Here is a 15,607-nt window from a genome sequence, read left to right as displayed (position 1 = left end):
GGGCCGGCCGAGCGGAGCGGCCGGGACGGGCCGTCACGCGAAACGGGAGCTGCGCACCGGCCCCGCGGAGCGGACACGGTCGCGCGGGCCCGCGGCAGGCCAGCCGGCCGCCGCCCGGACGGCGAATGCCGCCAAGGCGCCGTCCGGGTCCGGCGGGGTCCCGCCGTCGCCCTGCGGCGCGCTCGGGGCGGCGGCCAGGATCGCCTCGGCGAGCTCCTCGGCCGAGCGCCGGTCCGGCCCCTCCTCCTCGGGCTCGCCGTCCGCACCGAAGTGCAGACCGGGCTCCCACGGGGCGTTCACGATCTGCCCCAGCAGGGTGGAGACATCGGCCGTCACGGCGGGCGGGTCGGTCCAGCAGGTGGCGTGCTCGAAGAGCAGCTCGTCCGGCGCCCGCTCGTTCAGCTGCGCCACCACGGCGGGATCGCACTCGTTCAGGTCGTACGCGACCACCAGCACACCCGGCACACCCGGCCGGTACGGCGCCGCCGGCACACCGAGCAGCCGCGCCGCCGCCAGCCCCAGCGCCCGGCTGCCCCGGTCGGCCAGCAGCGCGACCGAGTCGGGCCGGCGGCCGGTGGCGTCCAGTACGGCGCGCAGGCGCTCCAGGCCGTACCGGCACTGCCCGAAGTCGTCCTGCAGGTACGCCCAGCGGCCGGTCATGCCCTGGTCGAACCCGTGCGGCGAGAGGGTGGTGAGCAGGCCGCCGGTGAGCACCCAGTGCCAACCGCGCAGGTCCCGCTCGTCGGCCGGAGGCAGCGCAGCGGCCCGCTCCAGCATCCGCCCGACCCGCTGCCCCGGGCCCGTCCAGACCCCCTCGGGGGCCGACAGCGCCCCGAACACCTCACGGGCCAGGGCGAGTCGACCGGCCATCAGCGCGTTGTAGACCGTCAGGTACCGGTCCGGCCAGTCGCCGAGCCGGGCGTCGTGTTCGCGCAGCACGGCCAAGGCCTCGCCGTGCCGCTCGCAGCCCTCCAGGGCCGAGACCAGCTCCAGCAGTACCTTGCGCAGCCCGGCCTGCCGGTCGGCCTGCGGCTTGGGCCTGCGGCGGAACAGGCCGGTGCGCGCCGCGGCGGCGGGCGGCGCCTGGACCAGCCGCAGCGCCTCCCGCAGCGCGGGGACGGCCACCGCGTCGATGCCGCGCTCGACGCAGGCGTAGCCGAAGGCGTAGAGCCGCTCGGCCTCCCCGGGTCCGGCCGCCAGCGCCGTCGAAGCCCCGGCCAGGTCCTCGAAACCGGCACCCTTGGCCAACTCGGCCACCAGCTGCGCGACTTCGGCGGGCGGGAGCCGGTCTGCCGCAGAGCGCAGCACCCGCATCGATCCCTGCGAGTCGCCGGACTCGAAGAGCCCCCAGGCTTCGGACAGTTCGGTGGTCATGCGTCTCCGGGGGTCGGGTGTCAGGGGCCCCAGGATGATCCCCGACCCGTCACCGTCCGGGCAACCCGGTTTCCACCAGCGGCCCGTCAGCGCGTCCCGCCGCCGTCCGCCCCGTACTCGCGGTGCACGTCCAGGTAGGGCAGCCGCACCCGCTCCCGCCACTGCGCCACCTGCCCGTGCGCCGCCGACCGCACCGCCGCCGCCTCGGCCGCGTCCTCGACCCAGCCGTACGGGTACGGGCTGCCCAGCGCCACCACCGCCGAGGCCAGGTAACGGGCCATCGCCGCGTCGTCCGCCACCACCAGGGTCTCCACCTCGCCCCGGTCGACCGCGATGCCGATCTCCCAACTCCCCTGCGCCGTCCGCTGCGCGCCCCAGCCCAGCGCCCAGTGCACCTGCTCCGCCGTGACCCCGCCCCCGGGCCCGGGCTCCAGCCCCGCGTCACGCAGCGCGGGGACCACGGCGGCGGGGGAGCCCCAGGGGACCGGCAGCCCGGCGCTCACCGCCACGCCGAGCACCGTGCGGCACGGGTAGGGCGTGCGGCAGCACGCGCAGCACGGCTGCTGCGGCCCGGCGCCACCCCCCTGCGCCCGGGCGGGCTCGTGCAGCTGCACCACGGCACCCAGCAGGTACTGGTGCCGGCCGACCGGCTGCCCCGCCTCCTTCAGGTCCCGCAGGAAGAGCTGCAGCAGCCGGTGGAAGAGCCGACCGGACTCGTAGTCGCCCAACGGCGGCACCGGCACCTGGACCACGCTGTCAATCCTCTGCTCGTCACGACCCATGCGGGCGAGCCTAGATCCCGCCTGCGCACCCCCGCCTGCGGCGCACCCCCCCACCAGCCGGTGCCCGCGCCCACCCACCACCCCTCCGGCCCGGCCACCTCGGCCAACGCCCCGCAGGAGCTAGCCTGTTGCCCATGCCGGCCACCCGCCCCGTACGCCCGGGCCCCACCACCCGCGACCGCCTGCTCGCATTCGGCTCACTGCCCGCGGCGGCAGCCGTCCTCACCGGCACGAACGCCCTCTACCTGCTGCTCGTGGTCTTCGGAAACGTCACCGACTTCGCCACCAACCAGCACTTCGTCCAGCACGTGCTGGCGATGGACACCACGTTCCGCGACCGGCACCTGATGTGGCGCTCCATCACCTCCCCGGGCCTGCAGGACACGGCGTACGTCGCGATCATCGCCTGGGAGGCGCTGAGCGCCCTGGTGCTGACGGCCGGCACGCTCGCCTGGTGGCTGCGGCCGCAGCTGGCGCGCCGGCTCAGCAGCCTGGGCCTGCTGCTGATGCTGCTGCTCTTCGGGGCCGGGTTCATCGGGATCGGCGGCGAGTGGTTCGCCATGTGGCAGTCGAAGACGTGGAACGGCCTGGACGCGGCGATCCGCAACGTCACCCTGGCAGGACTGGCCCTGGTGGTGGTGAACCTGCCGCACCGCACCCGCCCCCCGTCGCCGTGAGGGAACCCGCGCGCGCCCGGCAGGGTCGTACGCCGACCCCGCCTACTGCGAGCTGTTCCGCGCAAAGTCGACATCCTCCCCGCCTCGGGAGGCAGGGGTTCCTCCCGCGCCTGCGGCACTGATGCCCGCGGCCCGCGTTTCGCCGCGACCCTGACCAAAGAGGTCTCCGCTCGCGGCCGGGACCCGGTGCCCGCACCGGGTCCCGGCACGATCGTCGCCCCGGAAAGGCGGGGCCGGATGAAACCGGGTCACCCGGCATGGTCCGGCACGGGTCGCCCGGCGGTTCCTTGCGGACTCACGCCTTCATGAAGTCCAGCAAGTCCGCGTTGAGCTCGTCCTGGTGGCTCACGTACAGTCCGTGGCTGGCGGTCGGGTACTCCTTGTACGTGTTGTCGGGGACCAGCTGTGCCGTGCGCCGCGCGGTCAGGTCGATGTTGGCCGACGAGTCGGCCGCGCCGTGGATGATCAGGGCGGGCACGGTGATCTCGCGCAGGCCGGCCCGGAAGTCGGTGCGGAACATGTTCCGGAAGAGCTGGGCCGTCGCCCACGGTGAGGCGGACATGCACTGCGCGAGCGTCCACTCGATCGTCGCAGGTGACACTTCGTTGCCCAGGTGCGTCGCGAACCAGACCTGGGCCTGGCGCGCGAACCACTTCGCCCGGTCGCGGCGGAACGCGGCCAGTGTGGCCAGCAGCGCCGCCTCCGGCGCGCCGTCCGGGTTGTCGTCCGTCCGCAGCAGGAAGGGCAGCGTGGCCGAGACGAACGCGACCTTCGCCACCCGCTCCTCGCCGTGCCGTGCCAGGTAGCGGGCGGCCTCGCAGCCGCCCATGGAGTGGCCCACCAGCACCGCGTCCCGCAGGTCCAGGTGCTCCAGCAGCGCGGCGAGGTCGTCGGCGACGGTGTCCATGTCGTACCCGCCGGACGGCCGGTCCGAGCGGCCGTGCCCACGCCGGTCGAGGGCGATGCAGCGGTAGCCGCGCTCGACGAAGTAGGGGATCTGGTACTCCCACATGTCGGCGTTGAGCGCCCAGCTGGCGACGAAGACGATGGGCCGGCCGGTGCCGTAGTCCTCGTAGGCCAGGCGGGTACCGTCGGTGGTGGTCTCGAAGTACGGCATGGAGTGCTCCCTGGGTGGCTGTGCTGCGGTGTCCCGCCTCCGGAGATGAGCTTGTCCGAGTTCCGCTGACGGCGAATCAGTCATCTATAGGTACTGGAAGCCGTCCTCGGTCCGGCGCCGGACGCGGCAGGAACGCGGTGGACCGGAGCGCCCACGACCGTTCGGGGCGTTCGGCTGAGCACGTGCAACTCATGCCCAGTCTTTGGGGACGGTGGCATGATCCATGTCGTCAGGATCGACACCACCGGGGGAATCGCCACAACCATGTCAATCAGATCCCGGGCCGCCGCCCTGGCCGCCGTCGCCGGCCTGGCCCTGAGCGCCGCCTGCACGCCCACATCCACCTCGGCAGGCACCGCGCCCACCGAGGTGTCCACGAGCACGGCGGGGACACCGAGCCCGACCACTGCCACCGGCGCGCCCACCGCCCCGTCCACCGCCCCGGCCGCGGCCCCGCCTCCGGCACCGGCGCCCGCCGACGACCGTGGGCCGGGCTGCCGGACCGCCGACCGCGACCAGAGCACGCCGACCGCCACCCCGCCCGGGACGGAGTTCAAGCCGCTGGGCTCGCTGCTGGTCCCCACGTCCCGCACCGCGGGACCCCTCCTCTACGAGGGCGGCTTCTGGCACTGCTTCGCACACACCCCCGAGGGTGCCGCCCGGGCCGCCGCCGTGCTCGCGGCGATCGACACCGGCCACGACGACTGGGAGCAGGCCGCCCGGGCCCAGATCTACCCGCCGAGCGCCGCCACGGACTACGCCGACCACCGGCTCAAGGACCCGCTCCACGCCGGAGGCGTCGGTTCCGTGAAGGTGGTCGCCTTCTCCGTCATGACCTACACGCCCGAGAAATCCATGGTCATGCTGCTCGTCGACCCTCCGGGTGCCCCGCCCGGGGTCCACAACTCCACGACCGCCAACCTGCGCTGGGCTGACGGCGACTGGCGGTTGGACATGTCGGCGGAGGGCCACCTGCCCAAGCTCGGGCCCGGCGTCGGTGGCACCGCGGGGTTCGTGACCTGGTAATCGCTCCGAGCCGTTACCGACTTCGGCGCTTCGGGGTGATCGGCCTGTTCGTGCAGCTGACCGACAGTCATCCGCGCGCTGTGCCGTAGGTATGCGATATGCGGATGGGGGCGGGCCGGCGGCGAAAGGTCGCCGGCGCCGTGAGGCGGTGCGGCCGGAGGCCGCCGGGTTGTTCGCCGATGGGCTGGGGCCGGCGGAGGCCGCCCGCAGGCCGGCGCGAGCGGGCAGCGGTGCAAGCTGTCCGCTCGTTGCCAGGTCCGAGACTCGGAAGCACCGACGGCGGGCTCGTCACCGCGGCATGGGTTCCTCAGCGGCGGGCGGTGCGGCGGCGAGCGAGCGCCACGGCGCTCGTGCCGACGGCGAGCAGGGCCGTGCCGGCGGCACCGTAGGCGAGCATCCGGCCGCCGTCGCCGCCGGTGTGGGCCAGGCTCCCGCCGGCGGCGGCCGGTGCCGCGGAGACGGACGGTGACGGGGACCCGCCGTCGGCCGGGGCGGCCGACGGCGTGCCAGTGGCGGTCGGGGTCGCGGTCGGGGACATGCTCGGACCGGGCGTCCCGCTCGGCGTCGCGGTCGGCCTCCCGGTCGGGCTCGCGCTCGGGCTCGCCGTCGCGGTCGCGGTCGCGGTCGCGCTCGCCGTGGTCGTGGGAGTCGGGGTGGCGGTAGGCCCGGCGGTCGGCGAAGCCGTGGGCGTCACTGTCGGGAAGGCGGTCGGCTCCGGCTCGCACGGGCGGCCGCCGTTCCAGGCGGCGATGAGGCGGCCCTCCTCCGCCAGGACGGGGTCAGGGTAGCGCGGGAGCGGCTGGTCGACCCCGTCGAACTTCTCGCCCCCGAGGTACAGGTCGAGCTGGCCGTAGCACTCCGGCAGGTACGCCGACACGTCGAGGCTCGCCCTGGGCTCGGCCCGGGTGAGCGTGCCGGTCGCCCAGCCGAGGAAGGTCTGGCGGCCCGAGGTCGGCCACGTCGGGCCCTCGGTGCCGTACGTGGCCAGCGAGACCTGGTACGAGCAGTTCGCCTCGGACTCCGCGGAGAAGTCGCCCTCGACCATGATGACGCCGTACGGCTTGTCCAACCGGGGGCTGGCCTGCCAGGTACGGCCGCCGTCCGTGGAATAGGAGACGCCGGCCGCGCCGCATTCGGGCGCTGTCCCGGCGTGCGCGGTGCCGGGTGAGAGGAACGGGGCCCCCGCGGCGATCCCGAGAGCCGTGAGAGCGGGGATCGTCCGGCGAAACGCTTGATACACGATAAACAACCTTTTGGTGATATGCAGTTGACGAATTCCGGCGCCTCCATCCCTGAAGACCCAGCAAACCTATCCGTGCACGCACGGCCGGATGTGCCATGGCTCGGTGGAACTTCCTGCAGAGCCGGGCTGCAGGCTCCTGCAGCGTCAGTGGCATCGGTCCTGGCCAATGCGGGGAGGAGGCGCACGATCGTCCACACCGGCGCGCTCGACCGTCGGCAGGTCGACCGTCGGCAGGTCGACCGCAACGCCGCCGAACTCGTCGAACAGGGCGCCCGGGTGCGCGGTGCGACCGGCCCGCCGGCGGCCGAGTCAGCGGCGGGCCTCGATCCGCAGGTCGCCGGTGGTCACCCGGCGGATGGGCTCGCTCGCCAACAACTCGTGCGGCTGGCCGAGGGCGATCGCGCCCGCCGCGTCGAGCCGGGCCAGCTGGGCGTCCGTCAGCTCCACCACCAGGGCGCCCAGGTTGTCCTCCAACTGGGCGGGGGTGCGGGCGCCGAGCAGCGTGCTCGTCACGCCCGGCCTGCGCAGCGTCCAGGCCAGCGCCACCTGGGCCGGGGTGTGCCCCAGCTCGCCGGCCACCTCCCGGACCACCCCGGCCACGCCGAGGCTGCGTTCGGTGAGGGTGCCCAGGGCGAGGTTGTGGCTCCGGCGGGTGCTCCCGTCGGGGCCGGCACCCGTCGCGCCCACGTCCTCCCGACCGTACTTGCCGCTGAGCACCCCGCCGCCCAGCGGCGAGTACGGGACCACGCCCAGGCCCAGCTCCCGGGCCATCGGGATCAGGTCGCGCTCCGCGGTGCGTTCGATCAGGCTGTACTCGACCTGCAGCGCGACCAGCGGCGACCAGCCGCGCAGGTCGGCGATCGCCTGCATCCGGGACACCTGCCAGGCCGGGGTGTTGGAGATCGCCACGTACAGCACCTTGCCCTGCCGGACCAGGTCGTCCAGGCCGCGCAGCACCTCCTCCACCGAGGTCCGCACGTCCCAGACGTGCAGGTACAGCAGATCGAGGTAGTCGGTGCCGAGCCGCCGCAGGCTGCTCTCCACCGAGCCGAACAGCGCCTTGCGGTGCCCGCCCCCGGAGTTCGGGTCGCCGGGGCGGCGCAGGGTCGAGTACTTGGTCGCCAGGACCAGGCCTTCGCGCTCCTGCTGGGCGAACTCGCCCAGCAGGCGCTCGGAGCTGCCGTCGGTGTAGGTGTCGGCGGTGTCGAGGAGGTTGCCGCCGAGCCCGACGTAGCGGTCGAACAGCTTGCGCGCCTCGGCCCGCTCGGCGCCCCACCCCCATTCGGTGCCGAAGGTCGCGGTGCCCAGGGCCAGCGGTGAGACCCGCAGTCCCGAGCGGCCCAGCAGCCGGTAGTCGTCCAGGGCCAGTGCCATCAGGTTCTCCTGTGCTCGCGTGTGCTCGTGTTCCGTTGCCGGGACCGAGTCTGCGGCGGCGGCCGGCCCCGGATAAGGGGGGGACTTTCCTGGGAAGGCCGGTCCCACCCTGGCAGTTGGACCGGTCATGACGACACGAACCGTGGACACCACCGAGGAACTGGCCGCCTTCCTGCGCAGCAGGCGCGAACGGCTGGACCCGCAGCGGCTGGGCCTGCCGTCGCACCGGCGGGCCCGGCGGACACCCGGACTGCGCCGGGAGGAGGTCGCCGAGCTGGCCGGGGTCAGCACCGACTACGTGGTCCGGCTGGAGCAGGGCCGCGGGCTGCGGCCCTCGGCACAGGTGCTGACGGCGCTGGCCCGGGCCCTGCGCCTGGATCCGGGCGAACGCGACTACCTGTTCGACCTGGCCGGACGCCGCCGCCCCGGCACCGCCGGCGCCCCGGACGCCGGCGCGGCGCCGTCGCTGGCCCGCCTGGTCGGCGACCTCTCGCCGCTGCCGGCCATGCTGCTGGACCACCGCTACGACATCCTCGCCTGGAACCCCGAGATGGCCCGGCTGCTACCGGGCTTCGACGCCGTGCCCCCCGGCCCGGCGCAACGCGATGCGGCTGTGCCTGCTGCACCCGGAGATGCGCGGCTTCTACGCCGACCGGGAGCAGGCGCTGCGGGACGGGGTCGCCCACCTGCGCGCGGCGTGGGCCGCCCACCCGCAGGACCGGGAACTGTCCGGCCTCATCGCCGAGTTCGCCACGCAGGACGAGGACTTCGCCCGCTTGTGGGCCGAACGGGAGGTCAGCGTCAACGGACGCGGCCGCAAGGTGCTGCGCCACCCGGTCGCAGGCGCGATCACCGTCGACTTCGAAGTCCTGCTGCCGCTCCAGGACCCGGAACTGCGCCTGCTGGTCTACCGCGCCGCGGACGAGGAAAGCCGCGCCTCCCTGCACCGGCTGTGCGGCGGTGACCGATGCCGGGAAGAGTGACAACGCACGATACCCGTGGCCCGGGGAACGAAGGTCATCTCGGCCCGGCCGGCCGCCGGTACGGCCGGGAGCTCACCGGGTTCCGGCTGCCGTGCCCGGCTTGAGCCCCAGGACGAGCGGCACCGCCAGCAGGCTGAGCCCCAGCAGGAAGAGCCACGGCCAGGCGGCCCCGAGCCCGAGCAGGAAGGTCAGCAGCCCGGGCCCGACCGTCTGGCCGAAGGTCCAGGAGAGCTGGTACACCGCCAGGTAGCGGCCGCGCCGGGCCGGGTCGGCGAGGGCGACGCTCAGCTCCTCGCGGTACGGGGTGGCCACCGTCTCGGCGGCGTTGTAGAGCAGCATCGCCGCGTACAGGCCCGCCGTGACGGCCCAGCCGGGGGCGGCCGAGAGCAGCGCGAACAGCCCGAAGGCGAGTGCGTTGAGCACCGAACCGGCGGCCACCACCCGGGTGGGGCGGTAGCGGCTCACCCAGCGGGTCACGGCGGTCTGGGTGAGCACCACCTGCGCGGTGTTGAGCACCAGCAGCGAGCCGGCCACCCAGGCCGCCCGGTGCAGCCCCTCCACCAGGTAGGCCGCGAGCAGCAGGCTGAGCACCAGCGAGGCGAAGACGAAGCACAGGTTGACGGCGATCAGCCGCAGGTAGCGCCTGTCCCGCAGCACCACCCCGTAGCCGCCGCCCACCCGAGCGGCGGCGGCCACCGGCCGCAGCGCCGGGCGCCAGCACAGCAGCAGCACGCCGGCCACGGTGTAGCTGAGCGCGTTCCCGGCGACGGTCACCCGGAGCCCCGTCGCCCCGCCCCAGCCGAGCAGCAGCGCCCCGAGCGCACCGCCGAGCGCCAGCCCCGCGTTGCGCAGCGTGCCCGCCAGCGCGAACAGCCGGGGCCGCTCGGCAGCTTCGGCGGCCAGCACCACCAGGCCGGTGCTGGCGGTCCAGTAGGAGGCGGCGCCGACCTGCGCGAGGAACACCACGGCGGCGACCTGCCAGAACTGTCCGGCGGCCAGAAAGGCCAGGTAGGCACCGGCCGAGAGCAGGTTGGCGCAGGCGGCCACCCGGCGGGCGTCGTAGCGGTCGATCAGCGGGCCGACGCACAGCGCGGTGGGCGCTGCGCACAGCCGCCCGAGGCTGATCGCGGCACCGACCTCGGCGAGGCCCAGTGGCGTGGTGCGGACGAAGTAGACGACAGTGAAGGCGAGGAAGAGCCCGCTGCCGAGACTGTCGATCACGTACGAGCCGAGCAGCCGGCCGCGCGGGGCGGGCCGGACCGGGGTCGGTGCGGGAGCTGTGGTGGTCATGCGCCGATCCTCGGCCGGGCCCCGCCGCGGGGCTCAGGATTTCGTCCTGATGGAATGGTCGCCCCACCGCACCGACAGCAGCCGACCTGGGACGGGCCCGTGTTCACCCTGGAGTTCTCCGCGCACGACCTCGCCGTGACGCGCTTCGCCTGCTCCCCGCTTTCCGAGGTCACGCACAGCGTGCAGGTGCTCAAGGAGCCGGGCTCCCACGCCGTCCACCTGCCGTGGGTGCGGCAGGCCCGACAGGCGCTCGCCACCACCGGCTTCGCCCTGCTCGACGCCCTCGTCCCGGTGCCGACCGTCTACACCGCCGACTTCCTCACCCCGGTACCGGAATCCTTCTCCCCCACCCTCGACCAGGAGCTGGATCGCCTGGCCGCCACCGAACCGGCCCGCCTCGCAGCCGAGTTGGACCGATACGGACCCGAACTCCCGCCATTGATAGCAGAGTTCAGGCAGGATCCGGCCACCGGACTGGCCCGCCTCACCACCGAGATCCGCGCCTACTGGGCAGCGGCGATAGCCCCGCACTGGCCACGCATGCAGCAGCTGCTCGAAGGCGAAGTCCTGCGCCGCGCACAGCAGATGTCGGCCGGCGGGCCCGCCACGCTCTTCGCCGACCTGCACCCCCGGGTGAGCTGGGAACGCGGCACCCTGCGCATCGCCCACCGCTGGTACCACGGCGAGCAGCGGCTGGACGGCGAACGCGGTCTCGTCCTCGTCCCCGCCGTGTTCGCCTGGCCCGGCCTCTACACCCAGACCAGGCCGCCGCACCAGCCGAGCCTGACCTACCCGCCGCGTGGCGTGGCCACCCTCTGGGAGCGCCCCGCCCCGGCCCCCGACGGCCTGTCAGCCCTGCTCGGCCCCTCCCGCGCCCTGCTGCTCACCGAGCTCGGCGCCCCGGCCACCACCACCGAACTCGCCCACCGCACCGGCCTGTCCACCCCGAACGTCTCCCACCACCTGGCCACCCTCACGGGCGCCGGCCTGCTCACCCGCCACCGCACCGGCCGCACCGTCCGATACACCCGCACCCCGGCCGCCGACACCCTGCTGGCGGCCGCCACCCAGGGGCCGCTTCAGGGTCAGCCCAGGGCGGGTCTGTCCGGCGGACCGGTGTAACCCGGTCGGGTCGAGTTGACGTCGGCCGGCGCAGAGACGGCCGTCGAAGGCGATCCCGAAGGCGTTCAACGCTGCCTTCCGGCACGTCATCCAGCCCCGTGGAGGCGTCGAGGACGCGGTGACCGCTGCTGGGGACGACCATCAGGAGGTCGTTCCCGCGGTCGGGGTCGACCCCGAAACCGACGCCGGGCAGCCCACCGACGGGCGCTCGCCGCGCGTCGAGTGGGCTGGGTGGGGCGGGCTGGGTGGGGCGGGCGGTGTCAGGTGGTGAAGGTCTGGTGGCCGAGACCTCCGCCCTGAGGGATGTTCGACGAGAGGCGAGAGCATGCCGGCAGGGTCCGACACCGGGTGTGGGACGTAGAGGTCGCCGTTCCGGGTGCTCGTTCAGGGGGTGACGATGTTGAAGAGTGGGTTGAAGTCCTCGACGAGGTCGGCGTAGGCGGTGAGGGCGGAGGCGTCTCCGTCGAGGCGGACCAGGTTCTTGCGGGCGAGGTCGTCCGCGGTGGCGGGGGCGGTCAGGGTCTGGGCGAGGGCTGTCTTCGGTCCGGTGATGGTCAGGTGTGGGGGCTGCTCGGGGGTTCCGCGGCGGGCGTTGAGGACGCCGCGGCGGATCCGGATGTACCAGTCGCGGTCGGCCTCGGGAGCGTCGCTGAAGTGGAAGGCGATACGGACGTCGGCTTCTGCTGCGCGTTCGCCGATCACGTGTACGGCGGCGTAGTCGAAGAGCAGGTCGATGGGCATCGCGGCGATGGTGTCCTGGCTGGCGGTGACGACGGTGGCCTCGGAGACGCCGTCGCGCAGTTCCTGTGCGGCGGAGAGGTAGATGCCGCGCCACTGGGGTCCTTCGGCTTGGTAGCCGAGTTGCTCGTAGGCGTCGGCTTGCAGGTGGCGGGCCTGGGTGTGGTCGGGCTGGGCGAAGACGAGGGCGTGGAGGATCTGCGCGGCCCAGCGGTAGTCGGCGGCGTCGATCGCGCGCCGGCCCTCGGTGAGGATGGCGTCCGCGCCGATGAGTTCGACCAGGCGGCGGGCGGTCTCGACAGGGGTGTGGGGGTTGAGGCTGACGGGGTCGCCGTCCCACATGCCCAGTTCCTTGGTGAACACCGCGCGGACGTCGTGGTGGAGGGTGCCGTGGTAGCCGCGGCTGGCCCAGTTCCGGCCGAGTTCCTCGGGCAGTTCGATGGCCTCGGCGGCCTCCAGGGGGGTGTGGCCCTGGTTGGCGAGGCGCAGGGCCTGGTCGTGGATGTACTTGTAGGTGTCGCGCTGGGCTTCGAGGAAGTCGGTGACGGGCTGGTTGCCCCAGACGGGCCAGGTGTGGGTGCCGTAGTGGACCTGGACGTCGTCGCCCCAGCGCTGGAGGGTCTCGTCGAGGTAGCGGGCGAAGTTGCGGGCGTCGCGGGTGCGGGCGCCGCGCAGGGTCTGGATGTTGTGCAGGGCGTGGTTGGCGTTCTCCGCGCAGGTGAGCGCCCCGAGTTCGGGGATGAAGATGTGCATCTCCTCCGGGGCCTCGGTGTCGGGGGCGTAGAGGAACTCGAACTCCAGCCCGGCCAGCTCGCGTCGGGTGCCGGTCTCGGTGATCGGGTCGGTCGGGGAGAGGTAGGAGATGCTGAACCCGGGCGGCAGGGTGATCCCGATGCCGCAGGTCACGCAGCCTTGCGGCCCCTTCGGGAGCAGGCTCTGGAAGGCGTAGGAGGCGCGGCGGGACATGGCGTTGCCGGCGATGACGTTCTCGCCGATGGCGTGCTTGTCGAAGGAGGCGATCGTGCCGGGCGCGAGGATGGGGACCTTGCCCGAGGCCACGTCGGCGGGGTCGACGAGTGCTTTGACGCCGCCGTAGTGGTCGGCGTGGGTGTGGGTGTAGATGACGGCGGCGACGGGTTTGTCGCTGACGTGCTCGCGGATCATGCCCAGGCCCTGGGCCGCGGCCTCGATGGACTCGGTGCAGTCGATGACGACCAGGCCCTTGTCGCCCTCGACGAACGTCAAGTTGGCGATGTCGTTGTTGCGGACCTGGTGGATCCGGTCGGCGACCTTGAACAGCCCGCCCTTGGCCAGGACTTGGGACTGGCGCCACAGGCTCGGGTTGACGGTGTCGGGACAGGGCGCGTCCTCGGCCAGGTAGGCGTAGTCGGCGGGGTCGAACAGTACGTGCCCGTCCTCGCGCAGCAGCCGGCCCGGCAGCGGGGCGATCAGGCCCCGGTCGGCGTCGGCGAAGTCCTGCCGGTCCTCCATCGCGTAGCGGGTGGTGGCGTGCTGGTTCGCCGCGGCCGTGGCGGCCGTGGCGGGCTTGGCGGAACTCATGGACGGAACCCTTCTGCCGGGGGCGCCGTCGGCTGGACGCACCCGCAGGGTGGACGAGGACCCGCACCGCGCCGCGATCAACAGGCCCAGCGTGACCGCCGAACGGCTCACAGCCGCCGATTACGCCGAAGGCGGCATGTCACCGGGGTGGCACCCGAGCCCACCGGAGAACCGCTGGTGCCCGATCCCGGCGAACCGGTGGTGCCCGATCACCCCGCAAGACTTCCGGGCCACCCGTTCTGCCGGGCTTTCTCCGCCTTGTCGGCGGCCTTCTCCAGGGCCTTCTGATCGGGCCTCGCCGCGAGGGCGAAATCCCACGGGTTGACCACGACCCGGTACGCGCCCCGGCCGGCGGGTGAGGGCTGTGCTCGGCGGGTTGAGTCCACGTCGGTGTCGGGCGGTGCCGCCGCCGCGCGGGGTCGGTGCGCGGTGGCGGCCCGTCGCCGGGGGCGGGGTGTGTCGTCGCGGTGATCCGGGCGGGTGGTCAGCGGGTGGCGGTCAGGCCGGTCAGGAACGGGTTGGCCAGGGCTGCGTCCCAGAAGTCCGGTGTCCGGTCGGCGCGTTCGCGGTCGGGTACGGCGGGCAGGTGCCAGGTGAGGTCGCGCAGGCCGGCCTCGTGGAACGCCTGTCGGTGGGTGGGGGCGTCCCACTGGGAGATCGAGAGGGGGATCTCTCCCGCGGGGGTGAGGAGGGCGATGTCCAGCAGGTGTCGGCCGGTGGCGGGGACGGCTCGGTGCAGGGTGAGGCCGTAGGGGGTCCAGTCGGGGCCGGCGGGGTCGTATCCGGGGTTGACGGTGATGGCGACCAGCCGCCCGCCCGGGCGCAGTGCGCGGGCCGCGCCGGCGGCCATGGCGGTGAGGTCGGCGGGGCTGTGGGCGTAGTTGAGGAGCCAGACGGCGGTGACGAGGTCGAAGGTGCCGAGGTCGGGCAGGTCGAGGGCGTCGGCGACCTGGTAGGTGACCGGCGTGGAGGGGTCGGTGGCGGCTCGGGCGTGGCGGACCATCTGGGGTGAGAGGTCCACGCCCACGACCTCGGCGGCGCCGAGGTCGTGGGCCAGGCGGGCGTAGGCGCCGTAGCCGGTGGCCAGGTCCAGTACCCGGTGCCCGGTCAGGTTCCCGGCCAGTGCGCGGAACAGGTGCTGCTCGGGGACGGGGAGGGCGGCGGTGGTCTTGTACTGGCGGTACAGGTCGCCCACGGTGTCGTACCGGGGGGCGTCGGTGGGCGTGTCGGCGCGGTGGGGCGTCGCGGACCGGGTGCCCGGTGCCTGCGGCGCCTTCGCGGGCCGAGCCGGCCGGTGCGTGGTCGTGGGGTGGTGCCGGGGCGATGCGCCCGGCCGGCGGATGCGCAGGAGGTCCTGGTCGCAGGTGAAGGAGAATCCCGCGGCGTGGTCGGCGAAGTGCTCGGTGATGTACGCGCGTACGTCGGCGAGCGGGGGAAGGGCGGGCAGGAGGTCGAGGGGGGCGAGGTTGAGCATGAACTCCGCGACCGCGAGGGCGGTGTCGGCGTTCGTGGTGCGGATCGTGGCGCCGATGCGTTCGACGGTGGCGTCCTCGGGCCGGGCAAGGCCCGCTTCGAGGAGTTCGGCGCGCAGCCCGGTCAGGTCGAAGGTCGCGCCGGTGAAGTGCCGGACCATGGCCAGGCAGTCGCTGGCGGGGTTCTGCAGCAGGACGGCGAGTTCGCCGTCGTCCGCGACCCACTCCAGCATGCGGGCCGCGGTGGGCAGCCATTGCTGCCTGGGCAGGTAGTACAGCACGTGCGAGCACAGGACCAGGTCGGCCCGCTCGCCGATCTCGGCCTGTGCCACGGTCTCGGGGACGAGGGCCGCGGACGGGCACGCCCGGCGCAGGGCGTCGTGCAGGTGTGCGCTCGGCTCCACGGCGATGGTGCGGGTGAAGGCGGGCGCGAGGTGGCGGGTCGTGCCGCCCTCCCCGGCGCCGACGTCGATGAGCAGGCGGCGGGCGGGCAGGGCGGCCGCGAGTGAGGACAGGCGGGCCTGTGCCGCCGACTTCTGGTCGGTGGCGGTCAGGAACGCTTCGAAGGCGCTGCGGTAGTCGTCCCCGAGCGGGTCCAGGACCCGGACCGGGCCGGTGGTGGGGGCGGTGGTCGGTGACATGGCGGTATGTGCCTATCCGTGCGGAGCAAGGGGCCGGCCGCCTGGGGCGGGCTCGGCCGGGAAAGGGTGTCGGCTGGTGCGAGGGCGCTGCGGCGGTGGGCCGGGTCCGGTCCCGTCGGCTCGCGGCCGTGTCCGGCCCGGGCGGGCGGTGTCGTGGACGTGGGCGGCCCCCGGGTACGGCCCGCTGGTCGGACGTGCGGGACCGGTG

At 73.9% G+C, this 15,607-nt stretch carries 12 protein-coding genes and 1 pseudogene; 5 read left to right on the top strand and 8 right to left on the bottom strand.

Features of this window, described 5'->3' with window-relative positions:
- Window positions 1–33: 33 nt before the first annotated feature.
- Together ABTY61_RS28325 and ABTY61_RS28320 are read right to left on the bottom strand one after the other, a co-directional pair.
- A complete protein-coding gene (locus ABTY61_RS28325) occupies window positions 34–1,374 on the bottom strand; it encodes a hypothetical protein (protein ID WP_350507927.1) in 1,341 nt (446 codons plus the stop codon).
- 86 nt (window positions 1,375–1,460) lie between these two features.
- Entirely contained in the window at window positions 1,461–2,156 is a 696-nt protein-coding gene (locus tag ABTY61_RS28320; RefSeq protein WP_350507926.1) for a hypothetical protein, read from the bottom strand.
- Window positions 2,157–2,290: 134 nt separating this feature from the next.
- Between ABTY61_RS28320 and ABTY61_RS28315 the strand changes: the two genes are divergently transcribed.
- Window positions 2,291–2,833, top strand: a complete 543-nt coding sequence (locus tag ABTY61_RS28315) for a DUF2165 domain-containing protein (protein WP_350507925.1) — start codon at window positions 2,291–2,293, stop codon at window positions 2,831–2,833.
- Window positions 2,834–3,128: 295 nt separating this feature from the next.
- Here the strand turns inward: ABTY61_RS28315 and ABTY61_RS28310 are convergent, their stop codons facing one another.
- Window positions 3,129–3,950, bottom strand: a complete 822-nt coding sequence (locus ABTY61_RS28310; RefSeq protein WP_350507924.1) for an alpha/beta fold hydrolase — start codon at window positions 3,948–3,950, stop codon at window positions 3,129–3,131.
- Between the two features lie 264 nt (window positions 3,951–4,214).
- On the opposite strand from ABTY61_RS28310, the gene ABTY61_RS28305 reads away from it, so the two are divergent.
- Window positions 4,215–4,976 (top strand): DUF8175 domain-containg protein, encoded by a 762-nt coding sequence (locus ABTY61_RS28305; RefSeq protein ID WP_350507923.1) that lies wholly within the window; start codon window positions 4,215–4,217, stop codon window positions 4,974–4,976.
- Window positions 4,977–5,283: 307 nt separating this feature from the next.
- On the opposite strand, the gene ABTY61_RS28300 is transcribed toward ABTY61_RS28305, so the two are convergent.
- Window positions 5,284–6,216, bottom strand: coding sequence for a hypothetical protein (locus tag ABTY61_RS28300; protein WP_350507922.1), 933 nt, complete (start codon window positions 6,214–6,216; stop codon window positions 5,284–5,286).
- A gap of 312 nt (window positions 6,217–6,528) precedes the next feature.
- Window positions 6,529–7,593, bottom strand: a complete 1,065-nt coding sequence (locus ABTY61_RS28295) for an aldo/keto reductase (RefSeq protein ID WP_350507921.1) — start codon at window positions 7,591–7,593, stop codon at window positions 6,529–6,531.
- A gap of 127 nt (window positions 7,594–7,720) precedes the next feature.
- Here ABTY61_RS28295 and ABTY61_RS28290 point away from each other — a divergent pair.
- Window positions 7,721–8,131: pseudogene (locus ABTY61_RS28290) on the top strand (helix-turn-helix domain-containing protein); the annotation flags it as partial.
- A 67-nt stretch (window positions 8,132–8,198) separates the two neighbouring features.
- Entirely contained in the window at window positions 8,199–8,576 is a 378-nt protein-coding gene (locus ABTY61_RS28285; RefSeq protein ID WP_350507920.1) for an MmyB family transcriptional regulator, read from the top strand.
- Between the two features lie 72 nt (window positions 8,577–8,648).
- On the opposite strand, the gene ABTY61_RS28280 is transcribed toward ABTY61_RS28285, so the two are convergent.
- Window positions 8,649–9,866, bottom strand: coding sequence for an MFS transporter (locus ABTY61_RS28280; protein ID WP_350507919.1), 1,218 nt, complete (start codon window positions 9,864–9,866; stop codon window positions 8,649–8,651).
- A gap of 54 nt (window positions 9,867–9,920) precedes the next feature.
- Here ABTY61_RS28280 and ABTY61_RS28275 point away from each other — a divergent pair, with 54 nt between their 5' ends.
- Entirely contained in the window at window positions 9,921–10,988 is a 1,068-nt protein-coding gene (locus ABTY61_RS28275) for an ArsR/SmtB family transcription factor (protein ID WP_350507918.1), read from the top strand.
- Between the two features lie 384 nt (window positions 10,989–11,372).
- Here ABTY61_RS28275 and ABTY61_RS28270 read toward each other — a convergent pair whose 3' ends face one another.
- Both ABTY61_RS28270 and ABTY61_RS28265 read right to left on the bottom strand, forming a co-directional pair.
- Window positions 11,373–13,286 carry an alkyl/aryl-sulfatase gene (locus ABTY61_RS28270; RefSeq protein ID WP_350507917.1) on the bottom strand — a complete coding sequence of 638 codons (1,914 nt, stop codon included), beginning with the start codon at window positions 13,284–13,286 and terminating at the stop codon, window positions 11,373–11,375.
- A 484-nt stretch (window positions 13,287–13,770) separates the two neighbouring features.
- Entirely contained in the window at window positions 13,771–15,399 is a 1,629-nt protein-coding gene (locus tag ABTY61_RS28265; RefSeq protein WP_350507916.1) for a methyltransferase domain-containing protein, read from the bottom strand.
- Window positions 15,400–15,607 lie beyond the last annotated feature (208 nt).

Origin of the sequence: Kitasatospora sp. NPDC096128 (genome assembly GCF_040303105.1) — a bacterium.
Lineage (GTDB): Bacteria > Actinomycetota > Actinomycetes > Streptomycetales > Streptomycetaceae > Kitasatospora.
The sequence above is the reverse complement of the archived record's forward strand: the minus strand, read 5'-3'. Positions and strand labels throughout refer to the sequence as shown.

Coding starts and splice junctions, on each gene's coding strand:
- ABTY61_RS28325 (WP_350507927.1), bottom strand. CDS start 1,374: ATGACCACCGAACTGTCCGAAGCCTGGGGGCTCTTCGAGTCCGGCGAC.
- ABTY61_RS28320 (WP_350507926.1), bottom strand. CDS start 2,156: ATGGGTCGTGACGAGCAGAGGATTGACAGCGTGGTCCAGGTGCCGGTG.
- ABTY61_RS28315 (WP_350507925.1), top strand. CDS start 2,291: ATGCCGGCCACCCGCCCCGTACGCCCGGGCCCCACCACCCGCGACCGC.
- ABTY61_RS28310 (WP_350507924.1), bottom strand. CDS start 3,950: ATGCCGTACTTCGAGACCACCACCGACGGTACCCGCCTGGCCTACGAG.
- ABTY61_RS28305 (WP_350507923.1), top strand. CDS start 4,215: ATGTCAATCAGATCCCGGGCCGCCGCCCTGGCCGCCGTCGCCGGCCTG.
- ABTY61_RS28295 (WP_350507921.1), bottom strand. CDS start 7,593: ATGGCACTGGCCCTGGACGACTACCGGCTGCTGGGCCGCTCGGGACTG.
- ABTY61_RS28285 (WP_350507920.1), top strand. CDS start 8,199: ATGCGGCTGTGCCTGCTGCACCCGGAGATGCGCGGCTTCTACGCCGAC.
- ABTY61_RS28280 (WP_350507919.1), bottom strand. CDS start 9,866: ATGACCACCACAGCTCCCGCACCGACCCCGGTCCGGCCCGCCCCGCGC.
- ABTY61_RS28275 (WP_350507918.1), top strand. CDS start 9,921: ATGGTCGCCCCACCGCACCGACAGCAGCCGACCTGGGACGGGCCCGTG.
- ABTY61_RS28270 (WP_350507917.1), bottom strand. CDS start 13,286: ATGAGTTCCGCCAAGCCCGCCACGGCCGCCACGGCCGCGGCGAACCAG.
- ABTY61_RS28265 (WP_350507916.1), bottom strand. CDS start 15,399: ATGTCACCGACCACCGCCCCCACCACCGGCCCGGTCCGGGTCCTGGAC.